General features: G+C 38.9%; 21 protein-coding genes, 2 pseudogenes and 1 riboswitch. Of the genes and pseudogenes, 22 read left to right on the forward strand and 1 reads right to left on the reverse strand.

Features of this window, described 5'->3' with window-relative positions; all coding sequences use genetic code 11:
* Positions 1–206 precede the first annotated feature (206 nt).
* Positions 207–315: riboswitch (SAM riboswitch) on the forward strand.
* Positions 316–486: 171 nt separating this feature from the next.
* The 22 genes and pseudogenes from Q8G36_RS19985 (at position 487) to Q8G36_RS20090 (ending at position 20978) form a co-directional block, all read left to right on the forward strand.
* Positions 487–630 carry a YezD family protein gene (locus tag Q8G36_RS19985; protein WP_072273036.1) on the forward strand — a complete coding sequence of 48 codons (144 nt, stop codon included), beginning with the start codon at positions 487–489 and terminating at the stop codon, positions 628–630.
* A 179-nt stretch (positions 631–809) separates the two neighbouring features.
* On the forward strand, positions 810–1514 hold the full coding sequence (locus tag Q8G36_RS19990) for a phosphoadenylyl-sulfate reductase (protein ID WP_370694093.1): 705 nt from the start codon (positions 810–812) through the stop codon (positions 1512–1514).
* Between the two features lie 29 nt (positions 1515–1543).
* On the forward strand, positions 1544–2692 hold the full coding sequence (sat, locus tag Q8G36_RS19995) for a sulfate adenylyltransferase (RefSeq protein WP_305161579.1): 1149 nt from the start codon (positions 1544–1546) through the stop codon (positions 2690–2692).
* 43 nt (positions 2693–2735) lie between these two features.
* On the forward strand, positions 2736–3335 hold the full coding sequence (gene cysC / locus Q8G36_RS20000; protein ID WP_305161580.1) for an adenylyl-sulfate kinase: 600 nt from the start codon (positions 2736–2738) through the stop codon (positions 3333–3335).
* Positions 3336–3351: 16 nt separating this feature from the next.
* Entirely contained in the window at positions 3352–4977 is a 1626-nt protein-coding gene (locus tag Q8G36_RS20005) for a nitrite/sulfite reductase (RefSeq protein ID WP_305161581.1), read from the forward strand.
* Positions 4978–4997: 20 nt separating this feature from the next.
* Entirely contained in the window at positions 4998–5213 is a 216-nt protein-coding gene (locus Q8G36_RS20010; RefSeq protein ID WP_034306935.1) for a DUF3906 family protein, read from the forward strand.
* Positions 5214–5232: 19 nt separating this feature from the next.
* Positions 5233–6009, forward strand: a complete 777-nt coding sequence (cobA, locus tag Q8G36_RS20015) for a uroporphyrinogen-III C-methyltransferase (RefSeq protein ID WP_305161582.1) — start codon at positions 5233–5235, stop codon at positions 6007–6009.
* Complete coding sequence (locus tag Q8G36_RS20020) at positions 6009–6770, forward strand: sirohydrochlorin chelatase (RefSeq protein WP_305161583.1); 762 nt, start codon at positions 6009–6011, stop codon at positions 6768–6770. Before cobA ends, Q8G36_RS20020 begins: the two co-directional genes overlap by 1 nt.
* A complete protein-coding gene (locus Q8G36_RS20025; protein ID WP_305161584.1) occupies positions 6751–7383 on the forward strand; it encodes an NAD(P)-binding protein in 633 nt (210 codons plus the stop codon). Before Q8G36_RS20020 ends, Q8G36_RS20025 begins: the two co-directional genes overlap by 20 nt.
* Positions 7384–7537: 154 nt before the next feature.
* A complete protein-coding gene (locus Q8G36_RS20030; protein WP_305161585.1) occupies positions 7538–8437 on the forward strand; it encodes a sulfite exporter TauE/SafE family protein in 900 nt (299 codons plus the stop codon).
* Between the two features lie 737 nt (positions 8438–9174).
* Positions 9175–9693: a mismatch-specific DNA-glycosylase gene (locus tag Q8G36_RS20035; protein WP_305161586.1), complete on the forward strand. Its 519-nt coding sequence runs from the start codon at positions 9175–9177 to the stop codon at positions 9691–9693.
* A 19-nt stretch (positions 9694–9712) separates the two neighbouring features.
* Positions 9713–10351: pseudogene (locus tag Q8G36_RS20040) on the forward strand (AzlC family ABC transporter permease).
* Positions 10352–10356: 5 nt separating this feature from the next.
* On the forward strand, positions 10357–10515 hold the full coding sequence (locus Q8G36_RS20045) for an AzlD domain-containing protein (protein WP_305161587.1): 159 nt from the start codon (positions 10357–10359) through the stop codon (positions 10513–10515).
* 326 nt (positions 10516–10841) lie between these two features.
* The gene (locus Q8G36_RS20050) at positions 10842–11855 is read left to right on the forward strand and encodes a glycoside hydrolase family 15 protein (RefSeq protein ID WP_305161588.1); all 1014 of its coding nucleotides are present in this window, start codon (positions 10842–10844) and stop codon (positions 11853–11855) included.
* A 258-nt stretch (positions 11856–12113) separates the two neighbouring features.
* Positions 12114–14042 (forward strand): 1,4-alpha-glucan branching protein GlgB, encoded by a 1929-nt coding sequence (gene glgB / locus Q8G36_RS20055; protein ID WP_305161633.1) that lies wholly within the window; start codon positions 12114–12116, stop codon positions 14040–14042.
* Complete coding sequence (locus Q8G36_RS20060; protein ID WP_053535126.1) at positions 14042–15208, forward strand: glucose-1-phosphate adenylyltransferase; 1167 nt, start codon at positions 14042–14044, stop codon at positions 15206–15208. Before glgB ends, Q8G36_RS20060 begins: the two co-directional genes overlap by 1 nt.
* A gap of 17 nt (positions 15209–15225) precedes the next feature.
* Positions 15226–16332, forward strand: coding sequence for a glucose-1-phosphate adenylyltransferase subunit GlgD (gene glgD / locus Q8G36_RS20065; protein ID WP_305161589.1), 1107 nt, complete (start codon positions 15226–15228; stop codon positions 16330–16332).
* A gap of 16 nt (positions 16333–16348) precedes the next feature.
* Positions 16349–17785 carry a glycogen synthase GlgA gene (glgA, locus tag Q8G36_RS20070; RefSeq protein WP_305161590.1) on the forward strand — a complete coding sequence of 479 codons (1437 nt, stop codon included), beginning with the start codon at positions 16349–16351 and terminating at the stop codon, positions 17783–17785.
* 127 nt (positions 17786–17912) lie between these two features.
* Positions 17913–19418 (forward strand): cardiolipin synthase, encoded by a 1506-nt coding sequence (gene cls, locus Q8G36_RS20075; RefSeq protein ID WP_305161591.1) that lies wholly within the window; start codon positions 17913–17915, stop codon positions 19416–19418.
* Between the two features lie 75 nt (positions 19419–19493).
* On the forward strand, positions 19494–20249 hold the full coding sequence (locus Q8G36_RS20080) for an exodeoxyribonuclease III (RefSeq protein ID WP_305161592.1): 756 nt from the start codon (positions 19494–19496) through the stop codon (positions 20247–20249).
* Between the two features lie 63 nt (positions 20250–20312).
* Positions 20313–20717 carry a cytosolic protein gene (locus Q8G36_RS20085; protein WP_305161593.1) on the forward strand — a complete coding sequence of 135 codons (405 nt, stop codon included), beginning with the start codon at positions 20313–20315 and terminating at the stop codon, positions 20715–20717.
* Positions 20718–20732: 15 nt separating this feature from the next.
* Positions 20733–20978, forward strand: a pseudogene (locus Q8G36_RS20090) (HNH endonuclease).
* Between the two features lie 64 nt (positions 20979–21042).
* Here the strand turns inward: Q8G36_RS20090 and Q8G36_RS20095 are convergent.
* On the reverse strand, positions 21043–21564 hold the full coding sequence (locus Q8G36_RS20095) for a DUF2179 domain-containing protein (protein ID WP_063233682.1): 522 nt from the start codon (positions 21562–21564) through the stop codon (positions 21043–21045).
* Positions 21565–21803 lie beyond the last annotated feature (239 nt).

Here is a 21803-nt window from a genome sequence, read left to right on the forward strand (position 1 = left end):
TAAAAGTCTTTTCAATGAAAATAGACTCATTTTTTTGGAGACTTTATCTAAAAAGACGAGTCTATTTTCGTATTTATATGAACATAAAATCATAAATTGAATAGTGTGTATAAAAATAACAGTTCATCCATAATATTAAACCAAGTTATTTTATAAGAAAACTCCATTGACAAGGATTAAATATATGTTAATATTTAAAATAATAAAACTTATCCAGAGCGACGGAGGGAATTGGCCCTTTGAAGTCCAGCAACCTGCATGATGGATGCAAGGTGCTACCTCCAACAAAATGTTGATCATTTTGGAAGATAAGGTAAAGATATTTACCTTGGGATCTTTCCATCATGGAAAGATTTTTGTTTTTTGGAAAAATTGCAGGCAAACCATAACAATGCAAGGTTGTATGGGATTATATAAATCTAAGAAACTCATTTAATCAGCGCTGGAAATAAAATATTCGCGGATTTTCTTAAAGGAGGAACTGGTTTGGATAAAGAGAATCAGCTTGAAGAAATATTTGAACGACTTCAAGAAATGCTAAATTCAATGAAATATGGATCCATTACACTTATTGTCCAGGATGGTAAAATCATTCAAATGGAAAGAAATGAAAAACTAAGAATTAAATAAGGTATCTGCTGACTAGAAAAACTAGAGGCGGGTTTAACTGATATAAAGAGAGTATTGGTTAGATTCGTCTCTTTTTCCTAGAATCAACAAACTGGAGAAGATTACAACTGGTATTGATCAACAGTTACTCTAACTGATACAGCAAGTTTTTAGAGGGGGCTACAAAGTTGGCTGCATTAATAAACTATGAAAATTTCAATACAGGGGACTTCCCTGCATTTCCTGAAGACAGTGAGACAAAAGGTGCTTTGGAAGTTCTGCAATGGGCGAATGACCATTATGGAAACAAACTGATTTATGCTTGTAGTTTTGGTATTGAAGGCATCGTGCTTACGGATTTATTGGCGAAGGTCAATCCTTCGGCAAAAATAGTTTTCCTCGATACAGATGTTCATTTTGAGGAAACTTACCAATTGATTGAGCAAGTGAAAAAGCGATATCCAAAGCTTTTGATAGAAATGAAGAAACCTTCCTTGACGCTAGAGGAACAAGCAGCGGAATATGGGGATGAATTATGGCTTAATGATTCCAATAAGTGCTGTAACATCCGTAAAATCATTCCGCTTACCGATGTGCTCTCAACGGCAACAGCCTGGCTTTCGGGACTGAGGAGGGAGCAATCCGTAACAAGGGCTATGACCGAGTATATCAATAAGGATAATAAGTTCAAGTCAGTTAAAATATGTCCACTCATACATTGGACATGGAAAGATGTTTGGCGCTACGCCCACAAAAATGGACTTCCATATAATATCCTGCATGATAATGGATATCCGAGTATTGGATGTAAAACGTGTACAGCACCTGCCTTCAATGCAGATGATTTACGCTCAGGCCGGTGGCAAGGAGCTCAAAAAACGGAATGCGGATTGCATTTATCTTAAATAAATAGAAACCATAGGGGGAAATTAACATGACAATCAGTCTACCGCACGGAGGAACATTAATCGATCTTTGGGAACCAAAATATGATTTTAGTAAAATAACAAAGTCAATCGAAATCGATGAAATTGCTTTAAGTGATCTTGAATTGATAGGCACTGGTGCCTACAGTCCGATTAAAGGATTCTTTACAAAAAGTGACTATGAGACAGTGGTCAAGGATATGAGGCTTAGCAGCGGGCATGTATGGAGCATCCCGATTACGCTGCCTTTGACCGAAGAAACTGCAGAAACCCTTACTATTGGTGAAGAAGTAACGTTGACTCATGAAGGTGAAACATACGGGGTTCTCTCTGTTTCCGATATTTACACTCCAGATAAGCAATTGGAAGCGACATTAGTATATCAAACGGATGATGAGAAACATCCTGGAGTGAAAAATTTATATAACCGCGGGGATGTATATGTTGGCGGGGAAATTAAGTTGATCAAGAGAATAGAGCGTCCGCTATTTCAAGCTCACTATTTGGACCCAGTCGAGACAAGGAAAGCTTTTGCTGAAAAAGGATGGGAAACGGTTGTCGGTTTCCAAACGAGGAACCCCGTTCACCGTGCACATGAATACATTCAAAAGACAGCATTGGAGATTGTCGACGGCTTATTCTTAAATCCTCTCGTAGGTGCCACTAAATCCGATGACATTCCGGCAGATGTAAGAATGGAAAGCTATAAAGTGCTACTTGAAAAATATTATCCTAAAGATCGCGTCTCCCTTGCAGTTTTCCCTGCTGCCATGCGTTATGCAGGACCTAGGGAAGCCATTTTCCATGCGATGGTCCGTAAAAATTATGGTTGCACCCATTTTATCGTCGGACGTGATCATGCGGGTGTGGGCGATTATTATGGCACATATGATGCTCAAAAAATCTTTGGGAATTTTAACGCTGATGAGTTAGGGATCACGCTATTATTCTTTGAACATAGTTTTTACTGTAAAGCATGTGGCAATATGGCTTCCGCTAAAACTTGTCCGCATGGCAAGGAAGACCATGTCATCCTGTCTGGAACGAAGGTAAGGGAAATGTTGCGTAATGGAGAAATTCCTCCAGCTACCTTTAGCCGTAAAGAAGTCATTGAGGTGTTGATCGAAGGTCTAAAAAAGAATGAAGTTTATAACTGATTGGACATAAATTGAAGGATCACATGAAGAGGGGGATTATTATATGAGTAAAAGTACGAATGTCACTTGGCATGAAACGTCATTGACCAAGGAGCTTCGCCGGAAGCAGAACGGGCATGAGAGCACAGTTCTATGGTTCACAGGACTCTCGGGCTCCGGAAAATCAACGATTGCGAACGCAGTTGCTAAAGAGTTATATAATCGGAATATTCGAAGTTATGTTTTGGATGGTGATAATATCCGCCATGGTTTAAATAAAGATTTAGGTTTTTCTGAAGAGGATCGAACCGAGAATATTAGGCGGATCGGTGAGGTTTCCAAGTTATTCGTGGATAGCGGGCAGTTCGTATTGACCGCCTTCATATCACCTTTCAGGGCAGATCGGCAGATTGTACGTGATTTACTCGAAGAAGGGGAGTTTATTGAAGTATACATAAAGTGTCCGATCGAAGAGTGCGAAGTACGTGATCCAAAAGGTCTTTATGACAAGGCGCGTAAAGGAATCATTAAAGATTTTACCGGGATCGACTCTCCATACGAAGAACCTGAACAACCGGAAATTATTTTAGAATCCGACCAATACAGCATTGAAGAGTGCGTTGAACAGGTAATCGGTTATTTGACAGTAAAGAAAGCGATTTAATCAAGGAGGAAATGTAATGGTTTACGAGAAATTTTGGTCGGAAAATCCACTAATCGCTAAAAATAAAACGGAAATCTGGAAATTGGAAAAAGACGGATTGAAGATATTCGATGATCTTCCACATTACGCTGCAAATGGTTTTGGCTCCATCCCTAAAGAGAATTGGGATATGTTCAAGTGGGCAGGTCTATACCTGCAACGGCCAAAAGAAGCAGGTTATTGGATGATGCGTGTCGTTATTCCCGGAGGTATCCTGACTTATGATCAACAACTAACTTTAGCTAACATCGCTAAAGATTATGGGAGGGATGTATATGACATTACAACCCGTCAAGCCATTCAATTCCACTGGTTGACCATCGAACAAGTACCGGATATCTTAAACCGTTTGGAAAAGGTTGGAATGACTACGGCCGGTGCATGTGGTGATATCACACGTAATATCATCGGTAATGCATTGGCAGGCATCGATCCTGACGAACTTTTTGATACACGCGAGGTACTTTATGATGTATTTGAGTATTTCCGCCTTAACGAGGATTATTCAAACCTTCCGAGGAAATATAAAATGTCCATAAGTGCTAATATCCATAATGCTTCAAATGCTGAAATCAACTGTGTTTCATTCAATCCAGCTACTAAAGAAATTGATGGAGTAACGGAAGTTGGTTTTCACGTAAAAGTAGGCGGCGGGCTATCCTCCGTTCCGATGCTGGCAGAAGAACTTGACTTATTCATTTTACCTGAAAAAACAGTCGAAGTAGCGGCCGCCATCACGACGATATTCCGTGACTTTGGGTACCGTGAAAAACGTCATCGCTCGCGATTGAAATTCCTTGTCGCTGATTGGGGTCCTGAACAATTCAAGGAAAAATTGCTCGAGTACACCGGTCCGCTTCCTGAAAAGGGTGAAAGTGCGGTGAAGGGATGGAATGCAGGTTATTTCTACGGCATCCATAAACAAAAACAAGATGGTATGAACTATGTTGGAGTCAATATACCAGTTGGTCGTCTAAATCCAGACGAAGTGATCGAGTTTGCCGAACTTGCGAAAAAATATGGAAATGGAGAAATCCGCAACTGTAATTCTCAGAATCTAATCCTTCCAAATGTGCCGGATGAAAAACTTGAGGAATTAAAAAAGGAAGCCATCTTCGAAAGATTTCCATATCAACCAAAAAAATTCATTGGTTATTCCGTTTCTTGTACAGGCATCGAGTATTGCAACCTGGCACTCGTTGAAACAAAAAACCGAATGAGGACGATTTCTGAATCATTGGACAAGGAAATAGATCTCGATGTTCCTGTAAGGATGCATATGGTGGGTTGTCCAAATAATTGCGGTCAAAGAGCCATCGCCGAAATTGGGCTTCAAGGCATAAAAATGAAAAACCAGGATAAAAAGATGGTCGAGGCTTTTGAAATATACGTCGGAGGAACGCTGAATGAGGGCGGGAAGTTCAATGAAAAACTTAAAGGAAAAGTGGAAGCTGAACAACTCTATCATGTTCTGAAAGAACTAATCCTATTTTTCAAAGAAACAAAACTTCTATCCGAAACCTTTCTTGATTTTGTGGAAAGGGTAGGGATATCCCAGTTACAAAGTAAACTTGATGATATATTAACGGAAGTGGCCGTTTAATAGGGGAAGGTAAGTAATCCATGAATCTATACCGTTTCGAAGTCACTATCAAGGAAAAACCGATCCATGTCATCATTGTTGCCGATTCAGATGAAAAGGCGTTTGAACTTGTTGATATCGAGCTGGAAAAGCATTATTTGAAAATGCCTGAAGTGGATGACATCTCATTATATGAAAAAAGGAAAATTAAAAATGGAGCAGGTTTCGTTTTATCGGAATTCGAAACAATTCTCTAAGGGAAGGCAGGTTGCAAAAATGGGGAAAGTATATCTAGTAGGAGCCGGTCCCGGAGATCCAGATTTAATTACATTAAAAGGATTAAAATGCATTCAAGAAGCTGATGTCATTTTATATGATCGACTTGTCAATAAAGAACTTTTGAATTATGCAAAAGACGGTGTAGAGCTGATTAATTGCGGTAAACTGCCGGATTATCATTTGTTGCAGCAGGATACCATCAATCGGTTCCTGGTCAAATATGCAAAAAAGGGGAAAATAGTCACCCGTTTGAAAGGCGGCGATCCATTCGTCTTTGGGAGAGGCGGGGAGGAAGCGGAAGCCCTTGCCAAAAGTGGCGTGAGCTTTGAAATCGTACCAGGAATTACGGCTGGAATCGCCGCTACAGCTTATGCGGGAATTCCAGTTACACATAGGGACCACGCTTCATCTTTTGCAATTGTTACCGGTCATCGGAAAAAGGATGAAGAGGATAATATCAAGTGGGAATCCCTTGCAAAGGGAATCGATACATTAGCCATTTACATGGGTGTTAAGAACCTGCCATATATTCAAGGAAAACTTTTGGAGCATGGAAAAAGTCCAGAGACTCCGGTAGCCCTTATTCATTGGGGAACATTAAAAACGCAAAGAACAGCTGTCAGTACGTTGGCTAATGTAGTGGAAACCGCCAATAACGAACAGATTTCGAATCCTTGCATGATAGTCGTGGGCGATGTCGTTAATTTACGAGAAAAAATCAAATGGTTTGAAGAAAAACAAACCGAAAATTTGTTGGCGAATGAGGCTTTTTAATGGAAGCCATTTTATATATTTGCCATGGCAGCCGTGTTAAAGAAGCTTCAGCCCAAGCCATTGATTTTATTAAAGTTTGTATGCAGGCACAGCCAAATTCCATTCAGGAGTATTGCTTCTTAGAATTGGAAACTCCTACGATAGAAGAGGCCTACGAACGATGCGTACAAAAAGGTGCGACGAGAATCATTGCCATTCCAGTTTTATTGCTAACAGCTGTACATGCAAAACATGATATTCCAGTCATATTGAACAAAATGAAAGAAAAGTACCCTTCGGTTGGCTTGAAATACGGAAGGCCGATTGGTGTCAGTGATAAAATGGTTGATATTTTAGTGGAACGGTTGGAAGAAACAAATGTAAGGGTTACGGAGGATTCCTTGGTTTTATTGGTTGGAAGGGGCAGCAGTGATCCCGACGTTAAAAGGGATTTGTCTCGATTGGCCGATTTGCTAAAGAACAGGTTTCCAAAAATCCGTGTGCAAGAGTGTTATTTGACAGCTGCTACACCAAGCTTTGGAGAAGCATTGGAATTTGCAGAGGGATCTCGATCAAACCAAGTATTTATCATTCCTTACCTATTGTTTACCGGTCTCTTAATGCAATCCATCGAAAATAGTATAAGAATGTTCCAAAAAAAGGGGAAGCAGAAATTCATACTTTGCCGATATCTAGGTTATCACCCAAAGATTGAACAAGCAATATCGGAACGAATTCATGAAGTGAGTGGGGAGGGAGCTTATGTATCCAATTACGCTTAATATTGAGAACAGAAAGTGTGTCATCATCGGCGGTGGTAAAATAGGTTACTTTAAAGCTGGCCCCTTATTGGAAGCTGGTGCTGAAGTGACCGTCGTAAGCCCCGAGATATGCACAGGTTTTCAACTGTTGGAGAAAGAAGGTAAGATTCGAGTTTTACTTAAAGAAGTGGAAGAAGCTGACTATGAAGATGCGTTTTTAATCATTGTTGCAACAAATTCTACTGAAGTTAATGAACGAGTGTACGAAAATGCCTCCCAAAGTCAGTTGGTAAACGTAATCAGTAATCATGAACTGGGTAATTTTCACATACCGGCGACATTGAATAGAGGCATGCTTACTATAAGTGTTTCTACCAATGGAGCAAGTCCAACGCTCGCAAAAAAAATTCGGAATGACCTTGGTAAAGTATATGATGAATCATATGAAGAATATCTTGAATTCCTTTTTGAAGCAAGGATGATCATAAAGAATGGTTCATTTTCAAAAGAGGAAAAATCTAAGTTATTGAAAGATTCAATAGAGGATATTTATAAATATTCCCTAAAAGAAAGATATCGTTTTTTAGCTAGGCTTTTACCAGTAGAAGCTGAAGAAAATATATCATTGGGCTGATCAGAAAAACTGAAGGCACCTAACCAACATGTCATTTCATTTTGGTTAGGTGCCTCTTTGTGTCTTAATGGAAATCTAAATGATTTATACAGGCAAACGGTACCGTCGGGTCGATGTTATTTAGGTTCTATTTTAGTGAAAAAAGGGGAATGTCATGAAAAAGTTAATCGTTTTAGCCTTTATCGGGTTTTTAGCCCAATTAATCGATGGTTCGCTTGGAATGGGGTATGGAGTGAGTTCCACTTCCTTATTGTTGACATTCGGGATTGCCCCTGCAGTAGCATCAGCATCCGTTCATTTATCGGAAGTAGTGACCACAGCAGTATCCGGAGCTTCGCATATAAAGTTTGGGAACGTGGATAAAAATATGGTCTATCGCTTGATCATTCCAGGTTCTGTTGGTGCATTTGTAGGTGCATGTTTCCTGAGCAACCTGCCAGCCGAATTAGCAAAACCGTATATTGCCATATTTTTATTTGGCCTTGGTGTATACGTTTTATTCCGCTTTTTATTTATTTTTAAACCGTCAAAGGAAACTGAAACCGTAAAGCCCTTGACCGCAAAACAATCCATTCCGTTAGGCCTTTTTGCAGGCTTTTGTGATGCAACAGGCGGAGGCGGTTGGGGACCGATTGCAACGCCAGTTTTATTGTCAAAAAAAGGCATGACGGCGAGAAAAGCCGTAGGGACTGTAGATACGAGTGAATTTGCCATTGCTTTCTTCGGAAGTCTTGGTTTTATCATTTCGCTTGGATGGGAAGCTGTCAATTGGCTTTGGGTCGTAGCGTTGATAATTGGTGGAGTGGTTGCCGCACCAATTGCCGCCTGGCTCGTCAGGATGCTTCCTGCTCAATTAATGGGTGTTTTAGTAGGTGGTTTCATTATCTTAATCAATGTAAGAACATTATTAGCTACATGGATTCCGATTGAAGCCCATATATATATCTATACAGGCATCGTGATTATATGGCTTTCTGGAATTCTTCTTACCATCAATAAGATGTCTAATGCGAGAAAACATGATCATATCGAACAACGGCAGAATGTTTCCTGATTCCCGAGTTTGAAAGAAGCGAATTTACACAAAAGCATCTTCTGATACGTAACATAAAAACTCGTAGGTACATAAATACCTACGAGTAAAGTCATTTGCCAAATGGGATTCCGCTTTGAAAGTTGTTGCGGTTTCAATAAAGGTTCTTGCCCCCATTTAATAGATTCATTTATTTTCTGGACCCATTTTTTTAACTGTCTTAATAATCGAGAGACTTATGCCTCCAATATCTATGTAGTTTATTCTCCTAACAAAAATCAATAGCCCCCCATTAACAATGTCAGCCATCGTGAGAGATTTGAATAATTTTTGAACAGCAGCAGAACCATTAATAATGGCCTGCTGCTGTTCAATTGATTGAATTGCTCTTTCATATAATTCAATAAGCTTGTAATATATATTTTTTACTATCGAATTTAAATCCCTGCCTGTTTGAGCACCGGCATTTGATTGATGGAGGCTTATTCACCGTTCCAAAATATCCGGGATTTCCACAAGAAATAAAGGGTCTTTCGCATGCCATTGCTTCCAAAAGCAACCCTGCCCGTACCCAATTGTTTTAGGAGCAATAGGACTTCAATATTCAATTTGTCAGGTTTGCCCCCATATTATTGAGCTATCATCGTTCATTCTTTTTAAAGTTTTTGAATAGAAGTTGTGAAAATGGCGGAAAAGGTAGTTAAATATTTTTCAGTTTTGTACAATGATTAAATAGCAATTTGAAAAGGAGTTTTAAAATGGAAGGCATCTCTGATCATTTAAAGGAAAATTTGGATATTTTGTTCGTAGGTTTCAATCCAAGCATCCGTTCAGGCGAGACTGGCCATCATTATGCGAATCCAAACAATCGCTTTTGGAAAATCCTCTTCGAGTCCGGGCTGACACCAAGGAAATATGAACCAACTGAAGACTCGTCATTACTGGATTTAGGTTATGGTTTTACCAATATCGTTTCAAGGCCTACAAAAGGTGCGGACGAAATCACTAAAGAAGAGTACATAAAAGGAAGGAAGCAATTAAAAAGGAAAATTGAAAAGTATAAACCTAAACTTGTCTGTTTTGTAGGCAAGGGTGTCTATCAGGAATATCGTCAATTACGAAAAATCGCTTGGGGGCTGCAAGAAGAACCTTCATCGAATGAGACCATGGAATTCGTTGCCCCTTCTTCCAGCGGTTTAGTTAGAATGCCGATGGAAGAGATCATCGAAATATATAGTGAGTTGCCAATTCTGCTTGGCAAGCTGAAAAGAAATTGAAGGAAATTATTCTAATTATATGAGTCAGGATAGTGCTGAATGGAGAAGCGATGGCTTTTCCGAGGTCAATGATGAGGAAGGATTTTGGCAAGGAGTAAAGAATTGCATACCTACTTTATTGGGATACCCAAGTATCGGTTTTGCTGCAGGGGTCGTCGAAAAAATGTCAGGATTAAGGATGATGGAGTGGCACTTATGTCGCTTTTACCCTATGCGGGTCTGGACATTTCATAGCTGCAAGTCACCCAGTATCGGCCATGATTTTTACGATAACAGTCGTCATCTATTATTTAGTGCTGCACACTGGCTCCATATTTCCAGCAAAGTTTGAAATAAAAAATCTGATAACTGGAGCCTTATTAACTGATGAAACGTTTGAAGTGGCCGTCACAAAATTGGTTCATTGCAAATATGGCCGGAGGTTTCTTTGGGTAATGGATTCCTGATCCCGGAAAATATGGGATGGATTTCGCCCTGCCAGCCATGTTTATCGGACTTTTAGTTTTGCAAATATTAAGTAAAAAGGCTTTTTTTAGATTTTGCTGTCGCTTTTAGCAGCATTTTAATCGTTGTTGCAGTAAGTTTCTTCTTCCCGGGCAGCACTGGTGAAATAGTTGCAACGGTTATAGCTTCAACGATAGGGATTGTGATAGGCTAAAGCATGTGCCAGTGGCCGTAATCGCGGCGTTGTTGGTTCAAGAACTTCTAGCGTTGAATTTGGCCGCAGCTTTACCAGCTTTCCTGCTTGCCATTTTTACCAAGAGTCTGTTGGGGACGGTTATGATTGGCGTGCTTTCCTTGATGATAGTACGATTCTTTTAATAAGTACTAAACATTTAAATGATAGGCCGATATAACCAGTAATGGATTGCCATTACTGGGTTTTTATTTTCTTAAGGAAATTTCATAACCGGCAACTTTTTGAGTTCATTTCGGTTAGGCAAATGACGCTTTTTAATGAACATTGGAAGCTTGATTATCAAAAAGGGCAGTGATTACATAAACTATGGTGAATGAACTTCTGAAAAAGTCGTTTTGGATAGCTGAATTGAAAGCGCTTTTAATTGAAAAATGAAACAACCAACGTTTAGAAAATGGGAGTCTGTCAACAATGGGAATAAGCAAATAACTATGGAGGTGTTCAATTAATGAATGTAAATGGTGCCCTCGAGGTTCTTGATCGCATGCGGCTTCCTAATGGCGCGTATACTGCAAGCGTTTCCGATGATTATAACTATGTCTGGATAAGGGATGTCGTTTATACAGTAATCCCTTTTATAAATGATCCATCCAATCGTTACGAGAAAGCATATCATGCTTTATTCGACTTATTTCAATCCTATGAGTGGAAGATAGATATTCATACGGAACAGAAACCGCAGTTTCTATTTGAACATATCCATGCACGGTACTCCACTGAGCTTAAAGAGCTGCCTGATGAGTGGGGGCATGCTCAAAATGATGCAATAGGTGCCTTTTTATGGGGAGTCGGTGAAGGATATAGGCATGGTAAAAAGGTGATAAGAAATCAACGTGATTTACAAATCGTTCAAAAGTTGGTCAATTACTTGGAATGCCTGCAATATTGGCAGTCGGAAGATAACGGGATGTGGGAAGAAAATATAGAAATCCACGCTTCAAGCATAGGTGCATGTGTTGCTGGTTTGAATTCAGTCAAAATGCTGGTCAACGTTAAGGAGGAACTGATTAAAAAGGGAGAAGAAACACTTCGTTTCCTGCTTCCTAGGGAAAGTTATTCAAAAGAGACGGATTTAGCCCTTTTATCCTTAATTTATCCTTATCGACTGGTAGACCGTGAAATTGCACTTAAAATATTGAAGAATGTCACAGAGCGCCTTGAAAGAACAAAGGGTTGTATACGGTATGAAAAGGACCTTTATTATAATGACGGTCAAGAAGCGGAATGGTGTTTCGGGCTTCCATGGTTGGGCTTATGCTACCTTGAACTTGGCATGATGAACAAAGTGAAGGAATATATAGATAAAACGAAAATGATCATACCGGAAAATTGGGAAGTTCCTGAATTATATATAGGAGGCAGTAATATTCCAAACAGGAATACTCCTTTGGCATGGTCAGTCTCATTATCGTATTTATTCTTGACGAAGACTCAGATAATTCGAACTGAACAAATAACATGAAGAATTTATACATGATACGATAAAGCTCTTCCTAAAAAATGGGGAGAGCTTTTATTGCAATAATAATATTTTTACATTAAATGGCTATTTTTCGCAAAAAAATGTTTTAATTTTCAAAAAAACGGGCATTTATTACAATATATTCACCTCCATTTGAAGGATTAATGCCATTTTTACCGAATATATATAATAACTGGGGAAGGATGGGTAAAATACTATCGAGTTAATACTGATGGAGGGGTTTTATTGAGTACAATTATGGACCAGCTGCAAGAGAATTATCCAAGCGATTTCGATTTGTATTTGTTTCATGAAGGCACCCTTTATGAAAGCTATAAAATGCTTGGGGCACACATTGTAACATCATTAGGTATTGAAGGAGTACGCTTCACCGTTTGGGCCCCCCATGCCAAGCAAGTTTCAGTTGTCGGTAATTTTAATAATTGGGACGGAAAAGATCATGCAATGAAACGGATCGAGCGTTCAGGTATCTGGGTGTTGTTCGTACCAGGACTACAAGAAGGGGAACTCTATAAATACGAAATACATACACCTGGAAATAAACGTATCCTAAAAGCCGATCCATATGCCTTTTATTCGGAAGTCAGACCAAATACAGCCTCGGTCATTAAAAGGCTGGATAATTTTGAATGGCAAGATTCGAAGTGGATAGCCGATAGGAAAAAGGAAAATATTTATCATAAACCCTTGTCCATTTATGAAGTGCATCCCGGAACATGGAAACAGAAAGAAGATGGCGAATTTTATTCGTACCGAGAATTGGCTGATAGATTAGTTGATTATGTGATTGATAATAGTTTTACACATATTGAAATCATGGCCATAATGGAACACCCATTTGATAAATCGTGGGGATACCAAGTCACGGGCTATTATTCCGTAACCAGCCGTTACGGTTCACCGGAAGATTTTAAATATCTAATTAACCTTTGCCACCAAAAGGGCATAGGAGTAATCCTTGACTGGGTTCCCGCCCATTTTTGTAAAGACGCGCATGGACTTTCCCGTTTCGATGGTACGCCTCTCTATGAACCAATTGATCATACTAGAGCAGATCGCCCGTTATGGGGGACATACAATTTTGATTTTACCAAACCGGAAGTAATCAGTTTCCTTATATCAAATGTTATGTTTTGGATGGATGTATACCATATTGATGGGATCCGTGTCGATGCAGTATCGTCCATGGTTTATTTAAATCATGATAATCCATTGCCGGTCAAGCTGAAAAACCAGTTTGGCGGTGAGGAAAACCTGGAAGCCATACAATTTTTGCAAAAACTTAATGAAGTGGTTTTCAAGAAATATCCCAATGCATTAATGATGGCTGAAGAAGCAACAGACCGGCCACTAATAACTTCCCCTACCGATATAGGCGGCCTGGGCTTTAATTACAAATGGAATATGGGATGGACTAACGATATCCTTCGTTATATGAAACTTAAAACGGATGAAAGGCCATATCATCATAGCCTCTTAACCTTTTCATTTTTCTATGCTTTTTCAGAAAATTTCGTCTTGCCCTTTTCACATGATGAAGTGGTTCATGGCAAGAAGTCATTATTGAATAAGATGCCAGGTGACTATTGGCAGAAATTCGCAAATTTACGGTTACTCTTTGGGTATTTCATGACGCATCCTGGAAAGAAGCTTCTATTTATGGGCGGCGAATTTGGCCAGTTCATAGAATGGAAAGATGAGGAACAATTGGATTGGCTGCTTTTGGAATATGAATCCCATGAAAAGCTGGCATATTACTTCCGTACCCTCCAGGATTTTTATAGGCAAACTTCCTCCCTTTGGAGATTGGATCATGTCCAGGAGGGTTTTGAATGGATAGATCCGAACAATAGTAAACAGAGTATCATTACCTTTATGAGAAAAGGTAAACGCAAAGGCGATTATTGCATTGTTGTCTGTAATTTTTCTGCGCAGACTCATGCTCAATATCAAATAGGTGTACCATCCCAAGGCAAATATATAGAGGTTTTCAGCAGTGATTCAGCAGCTTTCGGAGGATCGGGTCGAATCAATGAAGAACCCATTAATGTCAAAAAGGAACCATACCATAATCAACCATTCAGCATGGAAATAACTGTACCTCCATTAGGCATTTCTATTTTTATGAAGCAAACAAAAAAAAGACGGGGGAGAGTGAACGAATAATGGGAGCGAAAAAATGGATAGCAATGTTATTGGCAGGAGGCCAGGGTTCAAGGTTAGGTGAATTGACAATCGGTTTGGCAAAACCAGCTGTTCCCTTTGGCGGTAAATATAGAATCATCGATTTTCCATTAAGTAATTGCACTCATTCTGGTATTGATACGGTTGGGGTACTGACCCAATACCAGCCATTGATTCTAAATGATTACGTTGGTAATGGCAAAGCTTGGGATCTTGATCTGGATGTTGGCGGAGTTTCCGTTCTTCCCCCTTATCAAGGGAAAGAAGGCGGTGAATGGTATAAAGGGACGGCAAACGCTGTTTATCAAAATATCCAATACATTGATAACTATGATCCGGAGCATGTACTGATTCTCTCTGGTGACCATATTTATAAGATGGATTACAGTAAGATGCTGGATTATCACATCGAAAAAAATGCAGAGGCAACCATAGCTGTCATTCAAGTGCCGTGGCAGGAAGCAAGTCGTTTCGGAATCATGAATACCAATGATGATGATAAAGTCACTCAATTTGATGAAAAACCAAAGTATCCAAAGAGTAATCTCGCATCCATGGGAGTTTACCTTTTCAATTGGAAGACCCTAAGAAGGTATTTAATAAACGATGAAAAAGATGAAAATTCTTCCAATGACTTCGGCAGCAACATCATTCCAAAGATGCTTGAAGACCGAAAAAAGCTATATGCTTATCGTTTTAATGATTATTGGAAAGATGTTGGAACGGTCGAAAGCCTTTGGCAGGCCCATATGGACTTATTGGAGGATACGCCAAATTTCCAGTTGGATGATCAGCAATGGAAAATTTTTGCCCGCAATGCAAATCACCCGCCGCAATATATATCACCGGATGCCGAGGTCAGTCAGTCGCTTATCAATGAAGGGTGCATGATACATGGGAACATTGAACATTCTGTTTTATCCTATAATGTACAGGTGGGCTATGGGTCAACCATAAAAGATTCAGTCATCATGCCTAATGTTACGATTGGTGAAAACGTTCATATAGAAAGAAGCATCATAGCCAGCAATTGTGTTATAGAAGATGGTGCCGTAGTTGGCAATTCAGCAGTTACATCCGATATTACCTTAATCGGTGAAAATCAGACCATTATCAATCCAAACAAAAAAAAGATTACTCTTAACTAGAAAAAGGGGAAGATGCTATGGAAAATGTGTTGGGTATTATTAACTTAATCAATGAAAGACAACATTTAAAAGAGCTGACTGCTCACCGTAATGTAGCATCTGTGCCATTTGGTGGACGCTACCGTTTGATTGACTTTACGATGTCGAATCTCATTAATGCAGATGTATCAAAAGTAGCCGTTTTTCCAAAAGAAAAGTATCTTTCAGTTATGGATCATCTTGGCTCAGGTAAGGAATGGAACTTGGATCGGCGATCAGGAGGCTTATACATCTTGCCCCCTATCCATCCGGATGAAACGGTAACGGGCGATATGAAGCAATTCTATGATCATCTTAGCTTTTTCGAACGTGCAAAGGCAGATACTGTCATCATTTCGCCTGGAAGCCATGTTTGCAAATTGGATTTTAATGAAGTGCTTGATTATCACAAAAAACATAAAGCGGATATCACGGTCGTATATAAGGATTATGTAGGTGAATTAATTGAAAAACCAATCTATCACACTTGCTCGGTAGATTCGGATGAAGACATTACTGACATTAGCTTTTATACCATCCCTAGACCTGGTGACCATGTTTGTTTAGAAACCTTCATCATAAGTAAAACGCTATTGGTGAACTTGATCAAAAGCTGTGTTGCCAGTGGGGAATATGACTTTTTGAAAGACGCTGTGAAAGCCAATCTTCATCGTTTTAGCGTCAAAGGCTACAATTTCACTGGAGATATGCCATTCATCCATTCCATTGAAAGCTTTCATTCCAGTAATATGAATTTTCTGAACCCTTCGGTAATTCGTTCTTTCTTCGGGGATACTTGGGATGTTTATACAAAAATCAAACATGAGGCACCGACCAAATATTCAAGTTCTTCGAAGGTTACTAATTCATTGATAGCCAACGGTTGTGATATTGAAGGGACAGTCGAAAACAGTATACTTTTCCGTGGGGTAAAGGTGAAAAAGGGTGCGATTATAAGAAATAGCATCATCATGCAAAAAGGCGTGATTGAAGAAGGTGCTATCGTTGAAAATATCATAACTGATAAAGAAGTGAGAATTACTAGTGAAAAATCAGTTATAGGTTTAAAACAGCCTACAGTAATAAAAAAAGCGGAAGTAATTTAATTGAGGAGGTGCGGCAATGAATGTTGTATTTGCTGCTTCAGAATGCGCCCCTTTTATAAAAACGGGAGGGCTCGGAGACGTTATAGGCGCGCTCCCGAAAGCGCTGAAAAAACAGGGAGTCCATGTAAGTGTCATCCTTCCTAAATACGGGGATCTTCCTAACCAATTCAAACAGGAAATGGAACATATGATGAGTATTGAAGTTCCTGTTGGTTGGCGCCAGCAATTTTGTGGCATCGAAAAACTTGTTGCTAATGGAATTACATATTATTTCCTGGATAATGAATATTACTTCAAAAGGCATGGGAGTTATGGTTTCTTTGATGATGGCGAAAGGTTCGCCTTCTTTTCCCGTGCAATTTTAGAGGCTTTACCCTATTTAGAAGAAAAGCCGGATGTCATACACTGTCATGATTGGCAAACGGGCCTTGTCAGCGTTTTGCTGAAGGCTCATTATCATAACCATCCATTCTATCAGGATATTAAAACGATATTTACCATACATAATTTACGCTATCAAGGAGTTTATCCTAAAGTTGTTTTAGCAGAATTACTCGATTTAAGTGAGTTATATTTTAATATCGATGGTCTTGAATTTCATGGGAATGTAAGTTATTTGAAAGCCGGCCTAGCTTTTTCTAACATAGTCACAACTGTGAGCCCAAGTTATGCGGAAGAAATTCAGAGTCCTTATTTTGGGGAAAATCTGGATGGGTTTTTACGCAAAAGAAATGGTGACCTTAAAGGGATTATCAACGGAATCGATTATGAGGAATATAATCCTGCGGCAGATGAACATCTTGCAGTTCCATTCGATTCCTATGAGGGTAAGATGGAGAATAAACGTCAGCTACAGGAATCGCTGGATCTTCCTGTAAATGATGAGGTCCCGGTTCTATCCATGGTGACCAGGCTTGTTGATCAAAAAGGAATTGATCTTATTCTCCATGTTTTTCATGAAATGATGAACCAAGGAGTTCAATTCATTCTTTTAGGTACGGGTGATGAGCAATATGAATCGGCATTTCGTCATTTAGCCGACCAATATCCAAATCAGGTTTCAGTCAATACTTATTTTGATGAGGGGTTAGCAAGACGGATATATGCGGGTTCTGATTTATTCCTGATGCCGTCACAATTCGAACCATGTGGTATCGGCCAACTCTTGGCGCTTCGATTTGGTACTCTGCCTTTAGTGAGGGAAACTGGCGGACTTCGTGATACGGTCATACCGTATAATCAATTTACTGGTGAAGGCAATGGCTTCAGTTTTACGAATTATAATGCACATGATATGCTCCATACAATTGAGCAATCTGTTGGTCTGTACAAATTCCAGCCGAAAAGATGGAGGAAAATGGCCGAAAGTGCAATGAAGTTAGACTTCAGTTGGACATCATCTTCCTTAAAGTATATTGAGCTGTATGAAAGTTTGATTCCTGTCATGAAGTGATAATTGGATAGGTAATACACAAAGCACTTGCGAATATTGTTTTCGTAAGTGTTTTGTTTCTTTTACCATCAAATATGGGTATATGTTTAGATATATATATAATATTGCTGTGTAGGAGAATGAAAAGATGAAAAGAAGAAGAATGGAATTTGTATTTTTATTTATTTTAATGGCTTCAGTTTATATGATCCTGTTCACTCAAGTTAGCTTCGAAGTGAAGCTATTTTTTATTGGATTATATATTTTCGTCATGTTTATTACCATATTTTCACTCATGCTTGAAAATAGATTTGCCCACGAGACACTTTTATGGATGTATGTGCTTTTGTTTTTCCCGGTATTTGGATATGTATTTTATCTATTCTCAGGTCAGCTCTATTTAAAGGGGTATTTATTTCGAAGTAAAAGGAAAAAAGATCGCGAAGAATGGAAGAGTCTTGTCACACAGGTATCATCTCCAGATTTATCGTTCTTGAATAATCATCAGCAATCATTCGCAGCTTTTGCCAAAAATGCATCTGAGACCACCATTAGTACATCATCGCAAACGGAAGTATTGAAAAATGGCAACGAAACGTTTACAGAAATCATAAAACAGTTAAAAAAAGCTGAGAAATTCATCCATATTGAATATTATATTTTTCGTTCCGACAGGCTGGGTACTGAAATTATAGATATCCTTATTGAAAAAGCAAATAATGGTGTGGAAGTTTTATTCATTTTTGATGCGGCCGGTAGTTTAAGCCTTTCAAATAATGAAGTTAAACGGATGAGAAATGCAGGGATAAAAGCTTATCCATTTTCGCCATTGAAACACGGTTTTTTCAATCAAAAGTTTAATTTCAGGAATCACCGTAAAATCATCATCATTGATGGGGAAGTTGGCTTTGTTGGAGGTTTAAACGTAGGAGAGGAATATTTAGGACGAAATAAAAACATTGGGTTTTGGAGAGATACACATATGGTCCTCAAAGGTGAAGCGGTATATATGCTTCATACTGTTTTTCTTTTGGATTGGGAATATGTCAGCGGGGAAGATGTATTGCAAGAACGTCCAGAATTCAAGAATACCGTGGAACAAGGGGATGGAGCTGTCCAGGTGGTGGCAAGCGGACCTGATACACAACAGGGAATCATGAGTGATTTTTACTATTCACTTATCACAAACGCGACTGAATCAATCTGGATTGCAAGTCCATACTTCGTACCTAATCAAGCGATTAAAGCAGCCATTAAACATGCCGCAATTAAGGGGATACAAGTTAGGCTTATGGTTCCGGCAATAAATGATGGATTTTTAACCCAATATGGCAGTCGTTCCTATTTCGGGGAGCTGCTTCAATTCGGTGTAGAGGTATACTCGTATAAAAAAGGTTTTCTACATCAGAAACTTATTATCGTTGATGGTGATATGGCTTCCATAGGAACGGCAAACATGGATATGAGGAGTTTTCATCTGAATTTCGAAGTGAATGTCTTTCTTATGGGCAGCCGTACAATTGATGATCTTGTCACTCATTACAAAGAGGATATGATGGATAGCGACAAACTAGATCCTATCGGGTATAACAAGCGTGGTTTACTGGAACGTTCAAAAGAATCATTTGCCAGATTGTTTTCGAATGTACTCTAATGGGAAAAAAAGCAGATAAATAGTATAGTTGAAATGTAAAGAAATTAATTGGCCATAAGGAGAATTAAAGAAAATATGAAATTGGTTTCCTGGAATGTGAATGGAATTAGGGCTTGTGTAAAAAAAGGATTTTTAGATTACTTTAAAGATGTGGATGCAGATATTTTTTGCCTTCAAGAAACTAAGCTACAAGAAGGTCAGATCTCACTTGAGTTGGAAGGGTACCATCAATATTGGAATTATGCATTGAAAAAAGGATATTCAGGTACAGCCATTTTCACGAAGGAAAAACCGCTTTCAGTGAAATATGGTGTAGGAGAGCTGGACGAGGAGCCGGAGGGCAGGATCATAACACTGGAATTCGAGAATTTCTATATGGTGAATGTTTATACACCAAATGCAAAAAGGGATTTATCAAGGCTGAATTACCGTCTCGAATGGGAAGATGAAATGATAAATTATCTTAGGGAACTCGACTTGGAGAAGCCGGTCATCTTTTGTGGGGACCTCAATGTCGCACATCAGGAAATCGACTTGAAAAACCCAAAACCCAATATTGGGAATTCCGGTTTCACTAATGAAGAACGCGGAAAGATGACTGAATTACTTGATGCAGGGTTTATTGATACATTCCGTCATTTTTATCCGGACCAGGAAGGTGCCTATACTTGGTGGTCATATATGGCTAAAGTAAGAGAGCGGAATATTGGGTGGAGAATCGATTATTTCATTGTTTCGAAACGTATGGCGGATTCTTTAATAGAGGCTAACATTCACTGCGATGTCATGGGAAGTGACCATTGCCCGGTTGTCTTGGAAACAAACCTATAAATCGAATAAATTCGGTTAAATGGGGATACTAATGGTTATCCATATTCAACAGGAGGTTAGATTATGAACACATTTATCGTGGGCTTTCATCAGGAAGATAATGTAGACAGCATGCAAGTTCAAAAATTGACGTCGGCTGAGTTTGAAAAAACAACATCTCGCGGTTTTCGCAGATTATTTGAACTGGATACAAATATCGGGTATTTCGTTTTTTTTGATGCTGAAGATGATGAGGGTGATTTATCCCATCTAGTTTTACAGTATGAAGAAGATAATCAGGATCCAAGTGATTGTTACTCCTTTACTAAAAATGATTTTTATGAGTTCATGGCACTTTATTTACAAGGGATGGATGAAGTGGAAGAGGAAGAGGGAGAAGATGATGACAATGAAGACTATGGACCAATCCACCATCTTGCCCATTTGATGTTTCATATTGTTGAAGAAGGAAAATCCGTAAAGCCTTAAGGGCCGAGAAATGAAATGAAAGGTATTTGTGAGCTTTGTGACAGGGATGAGATAGAACGGACCATCCATCATTGAGAATTAGGCGGCAGCCATTTACCCATCGCCTATCTCTGTAAATCTTGTCACAAACAAATTCACGCACTGTACTCAAACCGAGAGCTGGCCATCCGACTATATACCGTGCATTTGCTAAAAGATGATGAAGCATTAAAAAAATACGTAAAGTGGATTAAAAAACAACCGGTAACGAGGGCAGTGTAGATTAGAAAATCAAAAACGAAATAATGTAAAAGCCCATCTTTTTAAGATGGGCTTTTGAATTCATTCAGCTTGCTTTATTTTTCAACCGGTCCAATAAAAATCCACCTTTAAAATAACGTGGTTCATATGAAATGATGAAAGCCTTAGGTTCAAACTTTTCAACGGTTGCTATCAATTCTTGTTCCCGATTGCGTTTTGTCAAGATTTCCATCCGATAACGGTTGCTATCCCTGCCCTCGCCGGTATAAAGAGTTACACCAAATCCGTTGTTCCTCAATGTATCCACCAACTGTTCATTTTTGGTTTGAGTATTAACAGTTACATTAATAAAACCGATGGCAAGTTTTTGCTCAATTTTCGTACCAAAAATTATTCCGATTCCAAAACCGACTGCATATACAACCATGGCGAGTATGCTTTGGTCACCGCCAAATACTAAGGATAATCCAAAAACGTATATTAACATTTCTGCGATACCCAGTATCGAGGCAAGTATGGTAATATTTTTTACTAAGAAAATGGTTCGCAACGTGTAAATAGGAACATAAATAAGTTGTAATAGTAGAATCAGAAGTATTTCTTTCAATTGAGCACCTCACCAACATCTTCCAGTTTGATTAGACGTTTCAACTCGGGGAATGTTCATTCCATAAGTAACATCTTCCATAATCTAACCACAACATAATAGGGGAATTCAATGGGGAATATTATGTATTTTTTGTGGCATTTAAATCGACACCGAATTAAAATTCTAAAAGATTTTTCAATATTCTTTTTTAAATTAATTTGGTATCATTATCCTTATTAATTCATATGGGGGTATGA

The organism is Peribacillus frigoritolerans, from assembly GCF_030676415.1.
In the GTDB taxonomy this organism is placed as follows: domain Bacteria; phylum Bacillota; class Bacilli; order Bacillales; family DSM-1321; genus Peribacillus; species Peribacillus frigoritolerans_A.

Bases quoted from the DNA above. Each gene is read 5' to 3' on its own strand.
- sat (WP_305161579.1), top strand. From the start codon at position 1,544: ATGACAATCAGTCTACCGCACGGAGGAACATTAATCGATCTTTGGGAA.
- cysC (WP_305161580.1), top strand. From the start codon at position 2,736: ATGAGTAAAAGTACGAATGTCACTTGGCATGAAACGTCATTGACCAAG.
- Q8G36_RS20005 (WP_305161581.1), top strand. From the start codon at position 3,352: ATGGTTTACGAGAAATTTTGGTCGGAAAATCCACTAATCGCTAAAAAT.
- Q8G36_RS20010 (WP_034306935.1), top strand. From the start codon at position 4,998: ATGAATCTATACCGTTTCGAAGTCACTATCAAGGAAAAACCGATCCAT.
- cobA (WP_305161582.1), top strand. From the start codon at position 5,233: ATGGGGAAAGTATATCTAGTAGGAGCCGGTCCCGGAGATCCAGATTTA.
- Q8G36_RS20020 (WP_305161583.1), top strand. From the start codon at position 6,009: ATGGAAGCCATTTTATATATTTGCCATGGCAGCCGTGTTAAAGAAGCT.
- Q8G36_RS20025 (WP_305161584.1), top strand. From the start codon at position 6,751: ATGTATCCAATTACGCTTAATATTGAGAACAGAAAGTGTGTCATCATC.
- Q8G36_RS20030 (WP_305161585.1), top strand. From the start codon at position 7,538: ATGAAAAAGTTAATCGTTTTAGCCTTTATCGGGTTTTTAGCCCAATTA.
- Q8G36_RS20035 (WP_305161586.1), top strand. From the start codon at position 9,175: ATGGAAGGCATCTCTGATCATTTAAAGGAAAATTTGGATATTTTGTTC.
- Q8G36_RS20050 (WP_305161588.1), top strand. From the start codon at position 10,842: ATGAATGTAAATGGTGCCCTCGAGGTTCTTGATCGCATGCGGCTTCCT.
- glgB (WP_305161633.1), top strand. From the start codon at position 12,114: ATGGACCAGCTGCAAGAGAATTATCCAAGCGATTTCGATTTGTATTTG.
- Q8G36_RS20060 (WP_053535126.1), top strand. From the start codon at position 14,042: ATGGGAGCGAAAAAATGGATAGCAATGTTATTGGCAGGAGGCCAGGGT.
- glgD (WP_305161589.1), top strand. From the start codon at position 15,226: ATGGAAAATGTGTTGGGTATTATTAACTTAATCAATGAAAGACAACAT.
- glgA (WP_305161590.1), top strand. From the start codon at position 16,349: ATGAATGTTGTATTTGCTGCTTCAGAATGCGCCCCTTTTATAAAAACG.
- cls (WP_305161591.1), top strand. From the start codon at position 17,913: ATGAAAAGAAGAAGAATGGAATTTGTATTTTTATTTATTTTAATGGCT.
- Q8G36_RS20080 (WP_305161592.1), top strand. From the start codon at position 19,494: ATGAAATTGGTTTCCTGGAATGTGAATGGAATTAGGGCTTGTGTAAAA.
- Q8G36_RS20085 (WP_305161593.1), top strand. From the start codon at position 20,313: ATGAACACATTTATCGTGGGCTTTCATCAGGAAGATAATGTAGACAGC.